The following is a 21,571-nucleotide window of genomic DNA, read 5'->3' as shown; positions in this document are numbered from 1 at the left end:
TGTTCGACTATGTGCAGTGCCTCGCCGTTCGAGGCACTCCGGCTTCTTCGACGAGGACGACGCCTTGATACAACAACTAGCCCGCCCACGCACGCTCTTCAGAACGCTGGCCTGTACGGCCGCGTTGCTGCTCCCCGTAGGGGCCGTCCTGGTCCCCGCCGCCGCCGCGGCACCCAGCGCAGGCGCAGCCGCCGCCTCCGCGTTCACGGCCGACGAGCCGTCCACCGAGGTCCACGGCCTCAAGGGCGAGTACTTCTCCATGTCCGCCCCGGGCGCACGTGACTTCGCCGAACTCGGCGCCACGGCGCTCGACCCGGAGATCAACTTCCCCGGGCTCACCGGCGCGTTCGAGTCGGCCACCGGAAAGACCGAGCACACCACCGCTCGCTGGACCGGGCAGATCGAAGCCCCCGAGACCGGTGACTACACCTTCTCCGCCATCGGCGACAACGGGTTCAGGCTCTTCATCGACGACAAGCCCGTCATCGACCACTGGGTGCCGGACTGGGACAAGGAGCAGACCAGCTCTCCGGTCTCACTGAAGGCGGGCGAGCCGCACACCTTCCGCCTGGAGATGTTCCAGGACATCGGCGGGGCCAACATGTTCCTGCGCTGGTCGAGCGCGAAGCTGGCCAAGCAGATCGTGCCCGAGTCCGCGTTCACCCCGCCCGCGGACTTCGAGGTCTACCCCGTCGCGCTGAGCGTCGCCGAGGACGGCCAGAAGCTTCAGGCGACGTTCGACAACGCTGTCAGCGACATCGAGGGCGTCAAGGACCACCTCACCGTCGAGGCCGACACGACGCCGATGCCCGTGAAGTCGGTGACCAGGGCGAAGGGCAGCTCCAAGGCGCTCATCGTCACGCTGGGCGCAGCCGTCCAGAAGAACCAGCAGGTCAGGTTCGCGTACGACGGTGAGGGCGGCCTGAAGGCCGGCGACGAGACCGTCCCGGAGATCAGCCGCAGGGCGAAGAACCTCTCCACGCACCGGCTGACCACGCCGTTTGCCGCGAAGGTCGACCGCAAGAACCCGCTGCCGGAGTACCCCCGCCCGCAGCAGGTGCGCGACGACTGGAAGAACCTCAACGGACCGTGGGAGTTCGCGGGAGCCGCCGCCGGTGAGAAGCCGGTCTTCGGCACGTCGCTCGACGAGCGCATCACCGTGCCCTACCCCGTCGAGTCCCAGCTCTCCGGACTCGAGCGCCACGAAGACCACATGTTCTACCGCAAGCTCGTCACGGTGCCCAAGAGCTGGTCGGTCGGCAAGCGGAGCAGCGACGACCGCCTGAAGCTCAACTTCGGTGCCGTCGACTACCACGCGCAGGTCTGGGTCAACGGCAAGCAGGTCGCCGAGCACACCGGTGGCTACACCGCCTTCAGCGCCGACATCACCGACGCGCTCAAGGGCAACGGCCCCCAGGAGATCGTGGTCGCGGTGACCGACACGACCGGTGCCGACCAGCCCACGGGCAAGCAGTCCGCGAACCCCAGCGGCATCTTCTACACCGCCTCCTCCGGTATCTGGCAGACCGTCTGGATGGAGCCCGTCGCTCCGGCCGCCGTCGACTCCCTGACGACCACGCCCGACATCGACAAGGGCCGCCTCGCCCTGACGGTCAACTCCGAGGACGCCTCGAAGTCCGCCAGTGTCACCGCTGTCGCCCGTGACAAGAAGGGCAAGGTCGTCGGGACCGTCACCGGCCCGGCCAACAGCGTGCTGAGTCTCCCGGTCGCCAAGCAGCACCTGTGGACGCCGGACGACCCGTACCTGTACGACCTGGAGGTCACCCTCAAGGACGGCCGCTCCAAGGACACCGTCGACAGCTACTTCGGTATGCGCTCCTTCGGCGTCGCCAAGGTCGGCGGCTACCAGAAGCTGGTGCTCAACGGGAAGCCGTTCTTCTCCCTCGCCCAGCTCGACCAGGGCTTCTACCCCGACGGCCTCAACACCGCACCCACCGACTCCGCGCTGGTCTTCGACCTGAAGACGCAGAAGGACCTCGGCTTCAACTCCGTCCGCAAGCACATCAAGGTCGAGCCCGCCCGCTGGTACTACCACGCCGACCAGATGGGTCTCCTGGTGTGGCAGGACTTCGTCTCCGGCAACATCACCAACGAGAAGGGCCAGAAGGCCTTCCTCGACCAGGGTGCCGAGATGATGCAGCAGCTGCACAACTACCCCTCGATCGGCGCCTGGATCGTCTTCAACGAGGGCTGGGGCGAGTGGGACCGCACCGAGACCGGCAAGATCACCGAGAAGGTCCAGGCCGCGGACCCCTCCCGCGTCGTGAACGCCCACAGCGGTGTCAACTGCTGCAACTCCAAGGGTGACTCCGGCAAGGGCGACATCATCGACCACCACGACTACAACAACACCGACCCGGCCTTCCCGGACGACACCCGCGCCGCGATGGACGGTGAGCACGGCGGCTTCACCCTCCGGATGCCCGGACACATGTGGCCCGGTGCCCCCACCGCGATCTACAGCGGTGTCGCGGACAAGGACGCCCTGACCGCCAAGTACGTCGAGAACACCCGCACCCACTACCTGGCGGCAGCCGGAGCTGAACTCTCCGGCTCCATCTACACCCAGGTGACCGACCTCGAGAACGAGCTCAACGGGCTGTGGACGTACGACCGCCGCGAGATCAAGGTCGACCCCGCCAAGGTGCGGAAGATCAACCAGGAGGTCATCGCGGCCGGCGCCGCCGCAGGTGAGCGTGACGAGGTCAAGGGCGGTGGCGTCTGGTCCCTCGACGAGAACCAGGGCACCAAGGCCGCCGACAGCGGCCCGAACCACAAGGACCTCACCCTGTCCGAGGGCACGTCCTGGGCGCCCGGAGTGCAGGGCTCGGCGCTGAAGTTCAACGGCGAGGGCCAGTACGCGGAGACCAGCGGTCCGGTCGTCGACACCACCGGTGACTACACCGTGTCGGCCTGGGCGTCGCTCGACGCCCTCCCGGGCAACTACGCCACCCTCGTCAGCCAGGACGGCCGGCGCCAGGAGAACCCGTTCTACCTCCAGTACGGACAGGGCGGCTTCGCCTTCTCCACCCCGGGCGCCCACCGCGCCCGGCTGGAGATGAAGCCCGAGCTCGGCCAGTGGTACCACGTGGTCGGCGTCCGCAGCGGCGACGAGATCAAGCTGTACGTCGACGGCAAGCTCGCCGCGACCGCGGCGGCCGGCACCGCCGATGTCAGCACCGGCGCACTGTCCGTGGGCCGCGCCAAGTGGTCGGGTGCCGACACCGACTTCTGGAACGGCTCCGTCGACCAGGTGAAGGTGTACGACAAGGCGCTCACCGACCAGGAGGTGACCGCGCTCCACGACGGCGAGCAGCCGTAGGGCACCCCGCAGGACCGCTCCCGGCAGTGCGCGCACGCGACGCACTGCCGGGAGCTCCGCGCTGTCCCGGGGCCTCGCCGCCGCCGTGATCAGGCGGTGGTGCGCTTCGCCTTCGCGGAGCCCGGCGTCGACGACCGGGGGCTGGTCCCTTTTACGCAGGTGGGTCGAGGAGCAGGTGGGCGAGGGCCGTCCTGTGGACGCCGCCGAACGGCTGCGTGGCGGATGGCCTCGGAGCTGCGCCGCCTGCGCGCCTCATTCGCCGATACAGCTGACGCTTCGCGGGGCTGCGGGCCGGCTCGGCGCGCCCTCCGAAATCGGCAGGCGTCGCACAAGCGGGTCATGAGAAGGTGCGGTCCGGCCCAGCGGAGGGGAAAGATATGGGACTGGTATACGGCTACGACATCTACTTGCGTCCCAGGAACGTCGCCAGAGCCCTGGCCAATCTGGCCGAGCTGGCGCCACCGGCCCATGGCAACCCGCCGCTCGAGCTCACACTGCCCGGCGGTGACCAGCTCGTCCTCCCGTTCACCTCCCATTTCAAGAGCGAGCCGGTGGACTGCTCCACGAGCAGCACGCTCGAGCTCGACACGTCCATCATGTTCGACGCCGATGATGTACTGCGCGAGCACGCGGAGACGGACGGCCCCGAACTCGAGGCGGACGGGCGCATCCACATCGGGTACGTCTACGCGACGATCCGGTTCGAGTCCTTTCTGCACCCTGGTTACGCGTCGGTGGAGTGCTGGGCGGCGACGTCGGGGATGAGCCGCTTGTTCGCGCGGTCGGCCAACATCAGGAAGGTGTTCACCGATCTCACCGCCGCCAGCGGCGGCGTGTGCTGCCTGTTCGACACCGGGGACGGCGGCCCCGAGCAGGTGTGCTGGCTCAACGGAGAGACCACTCACGATATGGTCTCCGGTCCCCGTTTTCCGGATCGGCGAGCCCTTGTGGCGACGTGGTCCGACCCCGACCGGTGAGCTCTGTTCCCCGTGACGCGCAGAGCCCGGACAGCCCGTCCGGAAGCAGTCCTCAGGGGAAGCCGGCAGGACATCCCGACGGGGTCAGGCCCAACAGCCGTTCACCGTAGCGTCGAGGCCGTTCAAGGAGTCCTCGATCGCACTGCCGTCCGCGGTGGAATCGTTCTCGATGAAGGAGAAGATCTTCCAGCGGCCGACCTTGCCCTGGGTGAGACCGCTCAGGGCGGTGTCCCCCGTCAGAGTGCCTCTGCCGGGGGACGGTGGTCAGGTGTCGAGGATCTCGGCAAGTCACGTCGTCCGAAGCGGCGGCGGCCCCAGCCGCTCGCCGCGCAGATTCGGTGACGGCGTGAGGCTGTTCCGACACCCTGGAGGCCACCGACCGACCGGCCTGGGCGAGGTCGGGCAGGGCAGCTGGTACCAGAGCCTCTAACGGCCCCTTCGCGGCTGCGTCCTGGGTTTCCGTCGAGCGTGACGGCAGCACTCCGGTCGTCACACCGGGGAGACCGCGGCTCCGGTGCTCTCCCGGGTCAGTACGCGGTGCGGGACTACGATCCGGCGGCCGGCCAGGGTCTCGAACCGGCCCAGGACGCGCTCGGTCAGGCACTGCACGGCACGTTCGGCGATCTGTTCGCGGTCCGGGGCGATCGTGGTCAGGGACGGGGCTGCGAACCGGCCGTCCTCGATGTCGTCGAAGCCCATCAACGCCAGGTCCTCCGGCACCCGGATGCCCTGTTCGGCAGCCACGCGCAGTGCTCCGAGGGCGAGTTCGTCGCTGAAGCAGAAGACGGCGTCGGGAGGACCGGGCAGCCGCAGCAGTTCACGAAGAGCCCGCGCACCCTCCGTCCGGTGCAGATCGGCCACCTCCACCTCGGCCACCGGACTCAGTCCCGCTTCCCGCAGCCCCTGCCGGAAGCCCTCGGCGCGCAGTTCCGCCGTGCCGTGGCCCAGACCGGACTGCAGGCCGATCGCTGCGACGCGCCGGCGGCCCCTCGCGACCAGATGGCGAGCGGCGTCCCGCGCGGCCCCCACGTTGTCCAGGGCGACATGGTCGATGGACCCGTCCGGCTCCAGCTCACCCAGGACGACGAGAGGCAGACCACCCGCGAGCGACGCCAGCTCGGACGGGGACGTCGACCACGGGCTGACGATCATCCCGTCGACCTGGTGCCCCTCCGAGCCGTCCAGGAGGCGCCGCTCCAGATCCGCCCGCCCCCCGGTCCGCTCCAGGAGCACCGTCCATCCGCGCTCCTGCGCCGCGTCGATGAGGAGACCCGTCAGCGCACCGAAGTAGGGGGAGTGGATCTCGGGTACGACCACCCCGATGAGGCCGGTGCGCCCCTGCCGGAGGTTGCGCGCGGCGAGGTTGGGGCGGTAGCCCAGTTCCTGGACCGCCGCCATGACCCGGGCGCGTGTCACCGGTGCGACCGCCGCGGCGTTGCTCACGACATTGGAGACCGTCCGGACGGACACGCCGGCGAGCGCGGCGACGTCCTTGAGTCTCGCTGCCACGGTCGGTGAGCTCCTGTCCCTCGATACGCGGGGGCGGTCGGCGGCCCCTGCCCTTGCGCTGTGCACCGTAACAGCCTTGTCGTACGACGGTGCGTGCCGCCTCTTGCCACGTTGCTTGCAACGTTGCAATATGGGCGGGCAGGCAGGCCAGAAGGGGAGGAACACTCCGCCCTCGCCCGCCTGTTGCCCCCGACTCCGTCCATGAAGGGACCACCGCCATGCCCGAATCCGCCCATGCCCCGCACCTCGACGCGGCCGTTCAGGACCTCTACGCGGCCGGTGTCACCGCTCACCGGGGCGCCTTCACCCCGCAGTGGGCCGACGTCATGCGCGAGGACATCGAGACGGCGTTCGCCGAGGCACGCGGCCGGGAGGGCGGGGCGGTGGGGCGGGGGCCCCACCGGTACTACGTGGAGATCCACCCCGAGCAGATGCGGGGCTTCGTGGAGCTCGTGGACCATCCCTGGGTTCGAGGCGTGTGCGAGGCCGTCCTGGGGGTCGACTACCGCATAGTCGAGCTGGGCTTCGACGTCCCGCTCGCCGGGGCCGTGAACCAGCCCTGGCACCGGGACTTCCCCATGCCGGACGCGACCCGGCACCGACGCCGGCTGACGTCTCTCGCCTTCAACCTCACGGCCGTGGACACACGCGACGACATGGGTCCGTTCGAGATCGCGCCGGGCACCCAGTGGGACGACGACGCCCGCTTCGGCCACGCGATGTTCCCGCCCCGCGACACCTATCCGCGCTACGCCGGGCTCGCCGAGCGCAAGTACCCGCGGCGCGGGGACATCTCGGCCCGCTCCGCCCTGACGATCCACCGGGGCACGGCCAACCACTCGCCCGACTCCCGGCCGGTCCTGGTGCTGGGTGTCGACGCTCCGGGCGCGGGCAACGACGCGCAGCACGACATGGCGGTGACCCGTGCGTACTGGGCCTCCCTGCCCGGGAGCGTCCGGGCCCATCTGCACTGCCCGGTGGTGGAGGAGCTGACTCCCATCGTCCAGAAGCACACCATCGAGGGCCTGGTGATGGGGGACGCGTGACGCACCCGGGCCCGGCGCCGGTCCGAAGGGACGGCCGCCGGGCCCGGGCGCTCACCTCAGGGAGCCCAGGGCCCGTCCACCGCCCAGGTGGTGTCCTCGGTGAAGGTCGCCGCGTTGTCCCACGCGTGACCGCCGCCGGGGGTGGCCAGCCAGACCTCGGAGCCGATGTGCCTGATGTAGCTGCCGGGCAGGTTCGCGCTGGAGAACCGCACCCCGCCGTTGCCCGCGAGCGCGCACCAGGTGGCGTCGGCCTTGAACAGGGCGGAGCCGTCGTTCGCGTCACGCCGGACCCGGAAGTCCCGGTGACGCAGGTACTCGCCGGGATAGTTGCGGGACTCCAACGAGTAGCAGTTGCTGTTCGCCAGACCGGTGACGACCTTCCAGGTGGCGTCGCCCTTCAGCAGCGCGCTGCTCGCGCCGTCGACGACCGCGGTGTAGGCGAGCGCTTCGGAGTGCCGCAGGTACTTGTTCGTATGACCGGGAGTGGTGACCCGGAGCGACTTGTACTGCCCGGTGGGCAGGGTGACCGGCGGGGCAGGGGTCTTCGACGCCTGGATGAGGGCCTGGTTGGCGGCCTTCACCCGTGCGGTGTCGACCTTGACCACCTGGCGGTCGTAGGTGAGCAGCCCGTTCGCCTCGTTCTCGACATCCGTGATCTCGGTGTATACGGAGGCAGAGAGCCCGGCCGGCAGCTGTCCGACGCGGATGGCGTCGAGCAGTCCCACGAAGCGGTTGTTCAGGGCGGAGACACTGGCCTGGTCCTCGTAGCTGAAGCCGCCGCCCGGATACCACTCGTGGCCGGGGACCTTCCATCCCAGCCCGCCGAACTCGCCGAGGACGGCGGCTCTGGTGGCGGTCGGTGAGGTGTTGCCCGGGCCGACGTAGATGTGGTTGTCGACCACGTCACCGTTGCCGCCGTCCACGGAACCGCAGCAGTTGACCCCGCTCATGTTGTTGACCAGCCGGGACGGGTCGTATGCCTTGACCTCATTGGCGATCCTGGCCTGGTCGTACTGCCCCCAGCCCTCGTTCTGGTTGACCCACATGACGACGGAGGGCGAGCTGCGGTGCTGGTCGATGATCGCGTGGTACTCGGCCTCCCACTGGGTGCGGGCGGCGCCGTCGGGTGTCTTGCCGGTGTCCATCGCCGGCATGTCCTGCCAGACGAGGAGCCCCAGCTTGTCGGCCCAGTAGAACCAGCGCTGCGGTTCGACCTTGATGTGCTTGCGGACCATGTTGAACCCGAGGTCCTTGTGCGCCTGCAGATCCGACCTGAGGGCGGCGTCGGTCGGCGCCGTGTAGATGCCGTCGGGCCAGTAGCCCTGGTCGAGCGTGCCGGTCTGGAAGACGAACTTACCGTTCAGGACGGGCCGCAGGATGTTGTCGACCTTCGCGACCGCGATCGACCTCATGCCCGCATAGCTGCCCACCGTGTCCACCACGGTCGTGCCGTCGAGCAGTTCGGCGCGCACGTCGTACAGGTACGGGTCGTCCGGGCTCCACAACCTGGGGTTCGGCACCGGAACGGAGATCTCCGAGCCGGGGGCTCCGGTCGCGCTGCCCACCACGGTGCCCCCGCTGGAGACCGTGATCCGCGCGCTGCGCCCGCCCGCGGAGGCCGCCTGTGCCTTCACCCGCAGGGTGCTGTTGCCGAGGTTCGGCGTCATGTCCAGCCGGGTGATGTGCGAGGTGGCGACGGGCTCCAGCCAGACGGTCTGCCAGATGCCGGAGGCGGCGGTGTAGAAGATCCCGCCGCCCGGGTGGGGGTTCACGTCGTTGATCCGCTGCTTTCCGACGGCCTGGCCGCCGGTCTGCGTCGGGTCGTACACGGAGACCACGACGGTGTTCGTACCGCCGTTGAGCTGCGGCGTGATGTCGTACGAGAACGAGTCGAAACCGCCCTTGTGGGCCCCGACCTGGGTGCCGTTGACCCAGACGGTGCTCTGCCAGTCGGAGGCGCCGAAATTGAGCACGGTCCGGCGGCCGTTCCAGTTCGACGGCACGGTGAAGGTGCGCTTGTACCAGAGCTTGTCGTTCTCGGTGATCTTCCGCTTGATGCCGGAGAGCGAGGACTCCGCGACGAACGGCACCCTGATCTGTTCGGAGAAGGACGCGGGCTGGCCGGCGTCCCGGCCGGTCACCGCGAAGTCCCAGATGCCGTTGAGGTTGGCCCAGTCGGGGCGGGTGAGCTGCGGGCGCGGGTATTCGGGGAGCGGGTTGTCGACGGGTACCTGGTTCGTCCAGGGCGTGGTCATGGGGGCCGGCTTCGGAGTCCAGGCGGCGGGTGCGGCGGCTGCCGGGGCGGTGCCGGCCCCGACGAGTGCGGTGGCGAGCAGTGCCAGCAGGCCGGTTCCGGTGGTTAAGGGTCTCCACCAGGTGCGACGGCGCGATGCGGGTGCGGACTTCATTCCAGGGTCTCCTTGCTGGAGGGACGGACTCCCCGCGCCGGACGGGCGCGGGGAGCGGTTCGCGGGCGGGCAGGATCCCCTGCTCAGAGCAGCTGCCAGAGGTGGTCCGCGGTGCCGTTGTCGTCGTACTGGACGACGTGGGCGCTGTCGGCGGTGGACATGAGGTCCACGCCCAGGACCTTGTCCGAGTTGCGGTTGCGGATGCGGTACCAGCCGTTGCCGTCGGGCACGAGCTGCCAGAGGTGGTCCGCCGTGTCGTTGTCGTCGTACTGGACGACATGCGCGCTGTTCGCGGTGGACATCAGGTCCACGCCCAGCACCTTGCCGGAGTGCTGGTTGCGGATGCGGTACCAGCCGTCGCCGTTGGCCACCAGCCGCCAGAGGTGGTCGGCCGTGCCCGTGTCGTCGTACTGGACGACGTGCGCGCTGTTCGCGGTGGACATCAGGTCCACGCCCAGCACCTTGCCGGAGTTGCGGTTGGCGATCCGGTACCAGCGGTCCGCGAGCCAGGGCGCCGCATCCGGGCTCGCCGTCGGGAACGACGTGATCCGCAGCCGCGCCGCGCCCATCGGGACGAGCGTCACGTCCTCGACCGGCTCGGTGCTGCGCGCGGGGCTCGTCCGGAGCGGCGCCACCACATGCTCGTCGTCGGCGCTCCACTCGGGGATCCGCCGGGCGCGGGCGGTCATGACGAGTGGGGTGTTCTCCAGGGTGAAGGGGTTGTCACCGGGGGCGCGGCCGGTGGAACGGCGGTGCAGCGAGGCCGTGGGCCGTGCGCTGTCCAGGACGAGGCCGTAGTTCCACGGGGTGGTGGCGTGGACGGCGTACTCCGGGAACTGCTGGGTGCCGCCGATGCGCTCGTACGACTCCCCGATGCGCAGGGAGTAGGTCAGGGGCCCGTGGTCGACGCTCACCGAGCCGTGGTTGTCCGCCCAGGTGCGTACGGCTGTCCGCTGCGGGAAGCGCAGGGTGACCTTGTCGCCGTTCTGCCAGGTGCGGTCGATACGGGTGAAGGCGGGCCCCGCCGGTGCGGCGACGCTGCGCCCGTTGACCTTGATGTCGGGCTCGGTGCACCAGGCGGGAACCCGGAGCACCAAGGGGAAGCGCAGATTCTTCGGTGAGGTGAGGGACAGCGAGACGGTGTCCGTGAACGGGTAGTCGGTCTCCTCGGTGAAGGTGACCTCCGTGCCGTCCGCGACCTTCGCGGTGACCTCGCAGGCCGCGTACATCGCCGCGGCCAGCCCGCCGTCCGGAGTGGCGAGCCAGAGCTCCTCGACGAAGTACGGCCAGCCCATGCCGTAGTTGTGCGGGCAGCAGCGGTACTGGTCGACGCCCGGCAGGTACGCCTGCATCGCAAAGCCGTTCTGGAACTGCCGGCCGCTCTTGGGGACGTTGTCCAGGTCGACGCTGTTGGCGCTGGTGATGTAGTGGACCGCCTTGCCCGACGGGTCCAGCGAGGCGGGCAGCGAATTGAAGGCGAGGTCCTCGCAGCGGTCAGCCCACAGCGGGTCGCCGGTGATCCGGGTGAGCAGCTGGTGGCTCGCCATGAACTCGACGATTCCGCAGGTCTCGAATCCCTGCCGGGGGTCTCCGTGCCCGGGACGGGCGTTCTCGTCCCCGGCGAAGCCACCGCCCGGGAACTGCCCGTACCGGTCCATGGCCTTGCCGTAGGTCCCGTACGTGTCCTGGGTGTCCTGCGGGGAGCCGCTGCGCAGGGCGTACTGGGCGGGTTCCCGGAACCCCTGGGCGATGTTGACGTTGTGCAGGTTGACCAGGTTGTCGCCCCAGTCGGCACCGTACCGGTGGATCTTGTCGGCGAGATCGAGCAGGAAGGTGTCGCCGGTGCGGTTGAAGAGCCAGAAGACGCTGTCGAGGCCGTCGCCCCAGCGCAGCGCTATCCAGCTGGTGTTGAAGGCGCCGGGCCCCTGGGCGTTCATGTAGCGGAAGAACCTGCTGAGGAACGGGATGATCCGGTTGTCGTCGCTGTACTCCTGCCAGGAGCGCAGGGCCTGGATCAGCGGCAGGAAGGGCCAGAAGTCCGGGCCCCCGTTGAGCGAGGTCCGCAGGGACTTCGGGCCGAAGAATCCGTCGGACTGCTGCGTCGTGAGGATTGCGTCGATCCAGCGGCGGGTGGCCGCGAGCGCCGCCGCGTCACCGGTCACGATCGCCAGGTCGGCGTATCCGCGCAGCCAGTACGGGACCTCCTCCCAGCCTCCCCGGTCGGGGCGGACCCAGCCGGACGCGTTGAAGGCGAGGAAGTGGGAGAACTCCTCGTAGCGGCCGCAGAGTCCGTCCAGCTGGAGCCGGAGCTGGCCGGCGAGCCAGCCGCGTGCGGTGACCCGGCCCGGCGGCAGCTTCAGAAAGGCCGTCGGATGCAGCGGAGCGGCATTGGGGGAGTAGTGGCCGCCGCGTGCGGCCGGTGCCTTGCCGCCGGCGGCGGTCGCGGTGGTGGCCCAGCGGCCGCCTGCGGTGGTCGCGGCAGCGGTGACCAGCGCGCCGGTCATGAGTTGTCTGCGGTTCAGGGGCATCGGTGGGGCTCCGCTTCTGCTCTGCAGGACAGGGAGGTGTGCGACCGGCCCGGACCGCTCCGGCGCATGGCGAAGTCGGCTGCCGCGTACGGGGTTCCGGGCGCGCCACCTTACTTGCAACGTTGGAAAATTGATGTCGGCGGTATGACAGCACGCCGTCAAGCCGGTGTCCATAGGTGGCGCAACACCTGGTGCCGTCCCGCCCTGCCGGCAGCGGGCCGGAGGTCGCGACCCGGGGCGACACATTTTGGAAACGCATCGACAACTCTCTTGCCGCCTGCGCCGCCCCGCCTATATAACGTTGTAAACCCGAGCCGCCGAGAGGCCGCACAGGCTCTCACGACCACAGTTTGCGCAGCTGGAGCCCTCTTCAGCAGCAGGTCGTGAGGAATGCGGCGGCATCTGCCGCCGAGCGGCCGATCCACCGTCCCGCCATGCCCGACCGCACGCCGAACGGCGTGCCGTCATCCCGCCAAGGAGCGTCCCGCGCATGATGACCCAGCGTCGATCCCGTACCCTCGCCGCGGCCTGCCTGCTCGCCGCCACCGCCACGCTGGCCGTTTCCGGCTGCTCGAAGTCGGAGACCTCGGACAACGCGGGCGGTGACAGCAGCCAGGGAGCCCAGGCGGCCAAGACCCCCGAGGCCAGTTCCGGTGCCGGCTGCTCGCTGAAGACCTACGGCGCGCCCGAGCTGGACCTGAAGAACGCCGTGGTCGGCTTCTCCCAGTCGGAGAAGGAGGCCAACCCCTTCCGTATCGCCGAGACCCAGTCCATCAAGGACGAGGCCGCGAAGATCGGCGTCAAGAAGCTGCTCGTCACCAACGCGCAGTCGCAGCTCTCCAAGCAGATCAGCGACATCCAGGACATGCTCTCCCAGGGCGCCCAGTTCCTGATCGTCGCCCCGCTCAACTCCGACGGCCTCGAGCCGGCGCTCAAGGCCGCCGCGGCGAAGAAGGTCCCGGTCCTCACCATCGACCGCAAGGTCAACTCCACGGCCTGCAAGGACTACGTGGCCTTCCTCGGCTCCGACTTCGTCGAGCAGGGCAAGCGCGCCGCCGACGCGATGATCAAGGCGACCGGCGGCAAGGCCAAGGTCGCCATCCTCCTCGGCGCCTCCGGCAACAACGTGACCACCGACCGCACCAAGGGCTTCGTCGACCAGATCAAGGCCAAGGCGCCCGGCATCGAGATCGTCGCCCAGCAGACCGGCGAGTTCGCCCGCGACAAGGGCCAGCAGGTCATGGAGCAGCTCATCCAGTCCAAGCCCGACATCACCGCCGTCTACGCGGAGAACGACGAAATGGGTCTCGGCGCCGTCACCGCGCTGAAGGCCGCGGGCAAGAAGCCCGGCAAGGACGTCAAGATCGTCTCGGTCGACGGCACCCGCAACGCCGTGCAGGCCCTGGTCAACGGCGAGTACAACGCCGTCATCGAGTCCAACCCGCGCTTCGGCCCGCTGGCCTTCGCGACCGCCCAGAAGTTCTACGGCGGCGAGGAGATCCCCGAGAACGTCATCATCAGCGACCGCGAGTACGACGACACGAACGCCAAGGAATCGCTCGGCGGAGCCTACTGACCGCTCCGGTCCCGACGGCCCGGCCGCCGTGGCCCTCTGACGAGGGCCACGGCGGCTCCCGGGCCCACACCCTTGGAACAGCGGAAGGCCAAGACCACCCATGGCACCACCCGAAGCAGTACCTCAGGCACCGGACGCGGCCGTGACCACGGCCGCCGCGGTGCTCGAAGCCCGCTCGGTGAGCAAACGGTTCCCCGGCGTCGTCGCCCTGGACGACGTCTCCTTCTCCCTGCGCGCAGGGGAGACGCACGCGCTCGTCGGCGAGAACGGCGCGGGCAAGTCCACCCTCATCAAGGTCCTGACCGGCGTGTACCGGCCGGACGGGGGAGACCTGCGGATGGCCGGTCAGCCGGTGAGGTTCGCCCGGCCGTTCGAGTCCCAGCAGGCCGGCATCTCCACGATCTACCAGGAGGTGAACCTCGTCCCGCTGATGAGCGTGGCGCGCAACATCTTCCTCGGCCGCGAACCCAAGAACCGCCTCGGCCTCATCGACTTCGCCCGCATGCACCGGGAGACGGCCGAACTGCTCGACGGCTTCGGCGTACGCGTCGACCCGCGCCGTCCCCTGCACACCCTCGGGATCGGCACCCAGCAGATGGTCGCCCTGGCACGGGCCGTCTCGGTCAACGCCCAGGTCGTCATCATGGACGAACCCACCTCCTCGCTCGAACCGCGTGAGGTGGAGACCCTCTTCCGGGTCATCGAGACCCTGCGCGCCCAAGGCATCGCCGTGCTCTACGTCAGCCACCGCATGGACGAGCTCTACCGGATCTGCGACCGCGTGACCGTCCTGCGCGACGGCCGCCACATCCACACCGGCGACCTCGCCGACCTCGACCGGATGCAGCTCGTCTCGATGATGCTCGGCCGCGACATGGCCGAGGTCCGACGCTCCGGCGTCACCAACTTCGCCGCCGAGGGACACGAAGCGGCCCGCACCCCGGTGCTCACCGCGACCGGCCTGACCAGCCGCCACCAGCTCCACGACATATCCCTGTCGCTGTACGCGGGCGAAGTGCTCGGCCTCGGCGGCCTCCTCGGCTCGGGCCGCAGCGAGACGGCGAAGGCCCTGTCCGGTGCCCTGCCCCTGGACGCGGGCGAGCTCACCGTCGACGGCACCGCGCTGAACCGCCTCACCCCGGCCGCCGCCATCAGGGCCGGGATCAGCCTGCTGCCCGAGGACCGCAAGGCCGAGGGAATCGTCCCCGGCCTCTCCGTCCGCGAGAACATCGTGCTGGCCGCCATGCCGCGCCTCTCCCGGGCCGGTGTCGTCTCCCGCGCCAAGCAGGACCGGATCGTCGACATCTTCATGAAGCGCCTGCGGATCAAGGCGTCCAGCCCCGAGCAGAAGGTCGGCGAACTCTCCGGCGGCAACCAGCAGAAGGTCCTGCTGGCCCGCTGGCTCTGCCTGGAACCCAAGGTCCTGCTGCTCGACGAACCCACCCGCGGCATCGACGTCGGCGCCAAGGCCGAGGTCCAGAGCCTCATCGACGACCTCGCCCTCGAGGGCCTGGCCGTCCTGCTCATCTCCTCCGACATCGAGGAGCTCATCGAGGGCGCCGACCGGATCGTCGTCCTGCGCGGCGGAGCCGTCGCAGGCGAACTGGCGGGCGACGAGGTGGCCGAGAGTCGGCTGCTCGAAGTACTCGCCGACCATGCACCGGCGCCGGGAGACAAGGCCCCGGCCGCTCAGGAGGACCCCCGATGACCCAGGCCGCCGTCTCCCCACCCGTAGAGCCCGCGAAGCAGCCCGTCAAGCGTGTGACACCCCTGGCACGGCTGCGTGACCCCGCCTGGTACCAGGAATACGGCGTGTACGTCGCCGTGGCCGTGGTGCTGCTCTTCAACGCCCTGTTCACCGACCACTTCATGACCGCGGACAACTTCCGCACCCAGCTCGTCCAGGTCGCCCCCATCGTCATCGTCGCCCTGGGCATGGCCCTGGTCATCGGGACCGAGGGCGTCGACCTCTCCGTCGGCTCGACCATGGCGCTCGCCGCCGCGTTCCTGCCGCTCTACCTCGGGTACGGGCTCGTGCCCGCGCTCGTCGTCTCGCTCCTCGCGGGCGCGGTCGTCGGAGCGGTCAACGGCACGCTGGTCTCCCTCATCGGGCTGCAGCCCATCGTGGCCACGCTCGCCCTCTTCGTCGGCGGCCGGGGACTGGCCCTGGTCATGGCCGACGGCCAGCTCAAGCAGATCGTCAACCCCGACCTGCTGTCGCTGGGAACCGGGTCCTTCCTCGGCATTCCGCTGGTCGTCCTGATCGCCGGAGTCCTCGCCGTCGCCGTGGCCTTCCTCGTGCAGCGCACCACCTTCGGGCGGCAGATCGTCGCCGTCGGCGGCAACCGGTCCGCCGCCGCACTCGCGGGACTCCCCGTGAAGCGCGTCCTCATCGGTGTGTACGTGCTCTGCGGCGTGCTCGCGGCCCTCGCCGGCGTCCTTGCCACCGCGAGGCTCACCGCGAGCGACCCGTCCTCGCTCGGCACCCTCATGGAACTCTCCGCCATCACGGCGGTCGTCGTCGGCGGTACGCCCCTCAACGGCGGCTCCATCCGGGTGCTCGGCACCGTGGCCGGAGCCCTGCTGATGCAGCTCCTGCGCGCCACGCTCGTCAAGCACGACCTGCCCGACTCCACCGCACAGATCGCCCAGGCGGCCATCATCATCGCCGCCGTCTACGTCGCCCGGGAGCGTCGGTCCCGATGAACGAAACCACACCCGCCCCCGCAGTCCAGGCCCCGGCCGTGCGGAAGCCGGCCGCACCCGCGGGCGGCAAGGCCCCCCGCCCCGCCGCCCCCGAACCGGACACCAAGCAGCGCGTCGCCGAACTCCTCCAGCGCCAGGGCGTCCTCGCGGTCCTGCTGACCGTCGTGATCGCCGCCTCGTTCATCTACCCGACCTTCGCCTCCCTGGACAACGCGCGCGGCGTGACGATCCAGGCGTCCTTCCTCGCCGTGGTCGCCCTCGGCATGACCATGGTCATCATCACCGGCGGCATCGACCTGTCCGTCGGGTCCGTATTCGCCCTCGGCGGAGTACTCGCCGCGTGGGCCTCGCAGTACGGCTTCCTCGCCGCCCTGCTCGTACCCCTCGTGGTGTGCGGTGCGATCGGGCTGCTCAACGGGCTCCTGATCGCCCGGGGCAACATGGCGCCCTTCATCGTCACCCTCGCCACCCTGCTGGCCGCCCGCGGTCTGCTGCTCGCCCTCACCGACGAGGGCGCCACCACCTACCTGGTGCCCAAGGACTCCGCCTTCGGGGAGCTCGGCCAGGGCAGCGTCTGGGGCTTCGGCTACCCGATCCTGATCGCCCTCGTGCTGTTCGGGGCGGGCGGACTGGTCCTGCAGCGCACCTCGTTCGGGCAGACCCTCTTCGCCGTCGGCGGCAGCAGCGACGCCGCCACCCTGATGGGCCTCCCCGTCGCCCGCACCAAGATCCTGGTCTACACCCTCAGCGGGCTGCTGGCCGGACTTGCCGGTGCGCTCAACGCGGCCCGGCTGTCCTCCGGCGTCACCATCGTCGGCGTGGGAATGGAACTGGACGCGATCTCCGCAGTCGTCATCGGCGGCACGCTGCTCATCGGCGGTGCCGGCTCGATCAGCGGAACCCTCTGGGGCGTCCTGCTGCTGGCCGTCATCCAGAACCTGATCAACCAGATCGGCTCGCTCAACTCCTCGTACCAGTCGGTGGTCAGCGGCGGTTTCCTTATCGTTGTCGTGGTGGCCCAGCGCTATCTGGCGCGCAGTCGCAGAAGCACCTGACGACGAACCAGCTGTACCGAGCCGAACCACTGAGCCAAGTCGAGCCAAGGAGTGTCGTGGGCGTCAGCCTCAAGGACGTTGCGCATCGGGCGGGCGTGTCCATCAAGACCGTGTCGAACGTGGTGAACAACTATCAGCACGTCACACCGGCGATGCGCGCCAAGGTGCAGAAGGCGATCGACGAACTCGGCTACCGGCCGAACCTCACCGCCCGCCACCTGCGCAAGGGCCGCACCGGGATCATCGCCCTCGCCGTACCCGAGTTCGGCAACCCGTACTTCGCCGAACTCGCCGGGGCGGTCGTCGACGCGGCCGCCCGGCACGACTACACCGTCCTGGTCGACCACACCGCCGGCCTACGGGAGAAGGAACTCCTGGTCAGCCAGGGATTCCGGTCCCATGTGATCGACGGACTGATCCTCAGCCCCATCCACCTGGAGACCGAGGACCTCATGGCGCGCACCGAGACGGCGCCGCTGGTGCTGCTCGGTGAGCGCGAGTACGAGGCCCCGTACGACCACATCGCCATCGACAACGTCGCCGCGTCCCGCGAGGCCGTGCGCCACCTCATCGACAACGGCCACCGCAGGATCGCGTTCCTCGGTTCACGTACCGGCCGCGAACGCCAGCCCGCGCATCTGCGGCTGCGCGGCTGGCGCGAGGAACTGGCCGCCGCCGGCCTCGAGCCGGACGAGTCCCTCGTCGTGGTCACCGACGGATACGGGCGCGAGGACGGCGCCACAGCCATGGCCTCGCTCCTGGACCGGGGAGAGCGGCCGGACGCCGTGTTCGCGTACAACGACCTCATCGCCATCGGAGCGATGCGGACCATCACCGAACGCGGGCTGAGCATCCCGGACGACATCGCCGTCGTCGGCTTCGACGACATCGAGGAGAGCCGGTACGGCACCACCACGCTCACCACCATCGCCCCGGACAAGGAGGCCATCGCCCGGCTGGCCGTCGACAGCCTCGTCGAACGCCTCTCGGGCGAACCGGTCTCCGAACCACGCCGGCCCCGACCCGGCTACCGCCTCATCGTCCGCGAATCCACCGCACCCGGGCGTGCCCCCGCTCTTCCCAAGGACCTCTGATGCCGCGCCCCACCGTGCACCGCACACCGTTCGGCTCCGCCCACGGGACGGAGACCGGCCTGTGGACCCTCGACTCCGGTACGGGAGTCGTCGCCCAGGTACTCACCTACGGCGCCTCCCTGCACAGCCTCACCGTGCCCGACACCGAGGGTGCGACCGCCTCCGTCGTACGCTCGCTCGCCACCGTCGACGACTACACGGGCAAACACCCGTACTTCGGCGCCGTCGTCGGCCGCTACGCGAACCGCATCGCGAACGGCCGCTTCACCCTGGACGGGGACACGCACCACATCCCCGCCAACGACCGCGGCCACGCACTGCACGGGGGACCCGAGGGCTTCCACACGAAGGTGTGGGACGCCACCGCGGACGGCACCGACGACAGCGTGTCCCTGCGCCTCACCCTGCACAGCCCCGACGGTGACATGGGGTTCCCCGGCGCGCTCGACGCGACGGTCACGTACACCCTCGACACGGCGGGCACCCTGGCCATCGACTACGCCTCGGTCACCGACCGCGCCACGGTCGTCAACCTCACCAACCACGCCTACTTCGACCTGGCCGGGCGTGGCGACATCCTCGGCCACCGGCTGGAGGTCGACGCCGACACCTATCTGCCGGTGGACGGCGACGGCATCCCGCTGAGAGCGCCGGCCGGGGTACAAGGCACACCGTTCGACCTCACCGCACCACGCGTACTGGGGGAGTCCATCGGGCTGGAGGACGAACAGCTGCGCCTGGCGGGCGGGTACGACCACTGCTGGGTGCTGCGCGGGACCGGTGCCGGCCTGCGGCGTGCCGCCCGCCTCACCGCCCCCGACTCGGTCCGCGTCCTGGAGGTGTGGACCACCGAGCCGGGCATCCAGGTCTACACCGCCAACCAGCTCGACGGCTCGTTCACCGACGCCTCCGGCCGCCGCCACGAACGCCACGGCGCGGTCTGCCTGGAGACCCAGCACCTGCCCGACTCACCCAACCGGCCCGGCCAGCCCAGCACCGTCCTGCGCCCCGGAGAGACCGCGCGGAGCCGTACCGAACTGCGCTTCCCGCACCTGGGGGCGTAGGGCCTCCCGTCCGGATCATGCCGGGCTCGCGGGGTCCGGCCCGATCCCGACCCAGACCCTAATTCGATTGCCCCGCGAAGCGGCTGCCTGTTGTAATTCCGGCACCAGCCGAACAACCCGGGAGAAATTCATGCGCCGAGCTTCTGTGTCCACCCAGACAGGAATTGACACCTATCTCGAGGGCATGAAGCTCAGTGCACACATTGAACCTGGGAATTCTGGCGCACGTCGACGCCGGTAAGACAAGCCTGACCGAGCGGCTTCTCCACGCCGCCGGAGTCATCGACACCGTCGGCAGCGTCGACGACGGCAGCACACAGACCGACTCGCTGGCACTGGAACGGCAACGCGGCATCACCATCAAGTCCGCGGTCGTCTCCTTCGTCATCGACCACGTCGCGGTCAACCTCATCGACACCCCCGGCCACCCGGACTTCATCGCCGAGGTGGAACGGGTCCTCGGCGTGCTCGACGGCGCGGTGCTCGTCGTGTCCGCCGTCGAAGGCGTTCAGGCACAGACCCGCGTCCTGATGCGGACGTTGCGGCGGCTGCGGATCCCCACACTCGTCTTCGTGAACAAGACCGACCGCGGCGGCGCCCGGTACGAGGGTGTCCTCGCGGACATCGCCGGGCGGCTGTCCCGCGACATCGTCGCGATGGGTTCGGCCGAAGCCCTGGGGACCCGCGATGCCCGCACCGCACCGTTCACCGCCGCGGACCGGGGATTCACCACCGCGCTGACCGATCTGCTGACCGGTCACGACGACGACCTGCTGGCCGCCTGCGTCGACGACGCGACGGGCATCCCGTACGACCGGCTGCGCGCCGGCCTGGCGGCGCAGACCCGGCAGGCGCTGGTGCACCCGGTGTACTTCGGCTCCGCGGCCACCGGGGCGGGCGTGGCAGACCTGATCGCGGGAATCACCGAGCTGCTGCCCGTCACCGGCCAGGATGGCGAAGGACCGGCTTCGGGCACGGTGTTCAAGGTCGAGCGCGGTCCTGCCGGGGAGAAGATCGCCTACGTCCGGATGTTCTCCGGAACGGTGCGCACGCGTGAGCGCGTCCGCTTCCGGGGGGACGGCGAGGACGACGAGCGCGAGGGAAAGATCTCCGGCATCACCGTCTTCGACCGCGGTACGGACGACAGCGCTTGCGCACTGACCGCGGGCCGGATCGGCAGGCTGCGAGGGCTCGGCGCCGTACGGATCGGGGACAGGATCGGTGAGACGCCCGCGAAGCCACAGGCACAGGCCCACTTCGCACCGCCGACGCTGGAGACGGTGGTGACCCCTCGCCACCGGGAGGACCGGGGCGCCCTGCACACCGCGCTCGGCCACCTCGCGGAGCAGGACCCGCTCATCGGCGTTCGGCGCGACGACATCCGCCAGGAGGTCTCGCTCTCGCTCTACGGCGAGGTGCAGAAGGAGGTCATCCAGGCGACCCTGGCGGACGAGTACGGCATCGAGGTCACCTTCCGGGAAACGACGACCATCTGCCTGGAACGGCCCGCCGGGACCGGCGCGGCCGTCGAGGTCATCGACCGGGAACCCAATCCGTTCCTCGCCACGGTCGGACTCCGCGTCGATCCCGCACCGGCCGGCAGCGGGGTGGAATTCCGGCGGGAGGTGGAACTCGGCTCCATGCCCTTCTCGCTCATGAGGGCGGTGGAGGACACCGTGCTGGAGACACTCGGCCAGGGAATTCACGGATGGGAGGTCACCGACTGCACCGTCACCCTGACGCATACCGGATACTGGCCCCGGCAGAGCCATTCGCATGCCGTGTTCGACAAGAGCATGTCGAGCACGGCGGGAGACTTCCGCAACCTGACACCGCTGGTGCTCATGGACGCGCTGAAACAGGCCGGGACGACGGTGTACGAGCCGATGCACCGCTTCCGCATCGAGCTCCCGGCCGATACGTTCGGCCCGCTCGTCCCGGTCCTCGCACGGCTGCGCGCCGTTCCCCGGACTCCGCGGACGCGGGGCCGCGTGTGCACCCTGGAAGGTGAGGTCCCCGCCGCCCGCATCCACGAACTGCAGCAGCTGCTGCCGGAGATGACGCGCGGCGAGGGGGTGCTGGAGTCCGGCTTCGCGCACTACCGGCCGGTCGAGGGACCCGTTCCGCAGCGGCCCCGTACCGACCACGACCCGCTCCACCGCAAGGAGTACCTGCTGCGCACCCTGCGGCGGGTGGCCGGAGGCCGAGGCGGCCGGGCGTGACGGACGCGCATCGCGCGCCCGTCACGCCCGGGTTCACCTCAGG

The 21,571-nt window shown here is 69.8% G+C and carries 13 protein-coding genes and 1 pseudogene; 10 read left to right on the top strand and 4 right to left on the bottom strand.

Going from position 1 to position 21,571, the window contains the following annotated elements; translation table 11 throughout:
- The first annotated feature begins 16 nt into the window (after window positions 1-16).
- On the top strand, window positions 17-3,343 hold the full coding sequence (locus tag ABZS61_RS20145) for a LamG-like jellyroll fold domain-containing protein (RefSeq protein WP_356422685.1): 3,327 nt from the start codon (window positions 17-19) through the stop codon (window positions 3,341-3,343).
- 377 nt (window positions 3,344-3,720) lie between these two features.
- Complete coding sequence (locus ABZS61_RS20140; protein ID WP_356422682.1) at window positions 3,721-4,320, top strand: hypothetical protein; 600 nt, start codon at window positions 3,721-3,723, stop codon at window positions 4,318-4,320.
- An 84-nt stretch (window positions 4,321-4,404) separates the two neighbouring features.
- Here ABZS61_RS20140 and ABZS61_RS20135 read toward each other — a convergent pair.
- Together ABZS61_RS20135 and ABZS61_RS20130 are read right to left on the bottom strand one after the other, a co-directional pair.
- Window positions 4,405-4,566, bottom strand: a pseudogene (locus tag ABZS61_RS20135) (D-alanyl-D-alanine carboxypeptidase); the annotation flags it as partial.
- Between the two features lie 243 nt (window positions 4,567-4,809).
- Window positions 4,810-5,829: a LacI family DNA-binding transcriptional regulator gene (locus ABZS61_RS20130; RefSeq protein WP_356422679.1), complete on the bottom strand. Its 1,020-nt coding sequence runs from the start codon at window positions 5,827-5,829 to the stop codon at window positions 4,810-4,812.
- Between the two features lie 218 nt (window positions 5,830-6,047).
- Here ABZS61_RS20130 and ABZS61_RS20125 point away from each other — a divergent pair, with 218 nt between their 5' ends.
- On the top strand, window positions 6,048-6,875 hold the full coding sequence (locus ABZS61_RS20125) for a phytanoyl-CoA dioxygenase family protein (RefSeq protein ID WP_356422675.1): 828 nt from the start codon (window positions 6,048-6,050) through the stop codon (window positions 6,873-6,875).
- Between the two features lie 56 nt (window positions 6,876-6,931).
- Here ABZS61_RS20125 and ABZS61_RS20120 read toward each other — a convergent pair whose 3' ends face one another.
- Together ABZS61_RS20120 and ABZS61_RS20115 are read right to left on the bottom strand one after the other, a co-directional pair.
- Window positions 6,932-9,283: an AbfB domain-containing protein gene (locus tag ABZS61_RS20120; protein ID WP_356422672.1), complete on the bottom strand. Its 2,352-nt coding sequence runs from the start codon at window positions 9,281-9,283 to the stop codon at window positions 6,932-6,934.
- Window positions 9,284-9,366: 83 nt separating this feature from the next.
- A complete protein-coding gene (locus ABZS61_RS20115) occupies window positions 9,367-11,811 on the bottom strand; it encodes an RICIN domain-containing protein (RefSeq protein WP_356422670.1) in 2,445 nt (814 codons plus the stop codon).
- Window positions 11,812-12,301: 490 nt separating this feature from the next.
- Between ABZS61_RS20115 and ABZS61_RS20110 the strand changes: the two genes are divergently transcribed.
- The 7 genes from ABZS61_RS20110 (at window position 12,302) to ABZS61_RS20080 (ending at window position 21,528) form a co-directional block, all read left to right on the top strand.
- A complete protein-coding gene (locus ABZS61_RS20110; RefSeq protein ID WP_329214163.1) occupies window positions 12,302-13,387 on the top strand; it encodes an ABC transporter substrate-binding protein in 1,086 nt (361 codons plus the stop codon).
- Between the two features lie 100 nt (window positions 13,388-13,487).
- Window positions 13,488-15,095, top strand: coding sequence for a sugar ABC transporter ATP-binding protein (locus ABZS61_RS20105; protein WP_356422665.1), 1,608 nt, complete (start codon window positions 13,488-13,490; stop codon window positions 15,093-15,095).
- Entirely contained in the window at window positions 15,092-16,093 is a 1,002-nt protein-coding gene (locus tag ABZS61_RS20100; RefSeq protein ID WP_356422662.1) for an ABC transporter permease, read from the top strand. Before ABZS61_RS20105 ends, ABZS61_RS20100 begins: the two co-directional genes overlap by 4 nt.
- Window positions 16,090-17,148, top strand: coding sequence for an ABC transporter permease (locus tag ABZS61_RS20095; protein ID WP_356422658.1), 1,059 nt, complete (start codon window positions 16,090-16,092; stop codon window positions 17,146-17,148). Before ABZS61_RS20100 ends, ABZS61_RS20095 begins: the two co-directional genes overlap by 4 nt.
- A 56-nt stretch (window positions 17,149-17,204) precedes the next feature.
- Window positions 17,205-18,242, top strand: a complete 1,038-nt coding sequence (locus tag ABZS61_RS20090) for a LacI family DNA-binding transcriptional regulator (protein WP_356422655.1) — start codon at window positions 17,205-17,207, stop codon at window positions 18,240-18,242.
- Entirely contained in the window at window positions 18,242-19,306 is a 1,065-nt protein-coding gene (locus tag ABZS61_RS20085) for an aldose epimerase family protein (protein WP_356422652.1), read from the top strand. The genes ABZS61_RS20090 and ABZS61_RS20085 overlap by 1 nt, the downstream gene beginning before the upstream one ends.
- Window positions 19,307-19,500: 194 nt before the next feature.
- Window positions 19,501-21,528: a translation factor GTPase family protein gene (locus ABZS61_RS20080; RefSeq protein WP_356422648.1), complete on the top strand. Its 2,028-nt coding sequence runs from the start codon at window positions 19,501-19,503 to the stop codon at window positions 21,526-21,528.
- Window positions 21,529-21,571: the final 43 nt, after the last annotated feature.

The organism is Streptomyces sp. NPDC005566 (genome assembly GCF_040605575.1).
In the GTDB taxonomy this organism is placed as follows: domain Bacteria; phylum Actinomycetota; class Actinomycetes; order Streptomycetales; family Streptomycetaceae; genus Streptomyces.
This window is presented reverse-complemented; position numbering and strand designations above follow the sequence as displayed.

Bases quoted from the DNA above. Each gene is read 5' to 3' on its own strand.
- ABZS61_RS20140 (WP_356422682.1), top strand. From the start codon at position 3,721: ATGGGACTGGTATACGGCTACGACATCTACTTGCGTCCCAGGAACGTC.
- ABZS61_RS20125 (WP_356422675.1), top strand. From the start codon at position 6,048: ATGCCCGAATCCGCCCATGCCCCGCACCTCGACGCGGCCGTTCAGGAC.
- ABZS61_RS20120 (WP_356422672.1), bottom strand. From the start codon at position 9,283: ATGAAGTCCGCACCCGCATCGCGCCGTCGCACCTGGTGGAGACCCTTA.
- ABZS61_RS20115 (WP_356422670.1), bottom strand. From the start codon at position 11,811: ATGCCCCTGAACCGCAGACAACTCATGACCGGCGCGCTGGTCACCGCT.
- ABZS61_RS20110 (WP_329214163.1), top strand. From the start codon at position 12,302: ATGATGACCCAGCGTCGATCCCGTACCCTCGCCGCGGCCTGCCTGCTC.
- ABZS61_RS20105 (WP_356422665.1), top strand. From the start codon at position 13,488: ATGGCACCACCCGAAGCAGTACCTCAGGCACCGGACGCGGCCGTGACC.
- ABZS61_RS20100 (WP_356422662.1), top strand. From the start codon at position 15,092: ATGACCCAGGCCGCCGTCTCCCCACCCGTAGAGCCCGCGAAGCAGCCC.
- ABZS61_RS20095 (WP_356422658.1), top strand. From the start codon at position 16,090: ATGAACGAAACCACACCCGCCCCCGCAGTCCAGGCCCCGGCCGTGCGG.
- ABZS61_RS20085 (WP_356422652.1), top strand. From the start codon at position 18,242: ATGCCGCGCCCCACCGTGCACCGCACACCGTTCGGCTCCGCCCACGGG.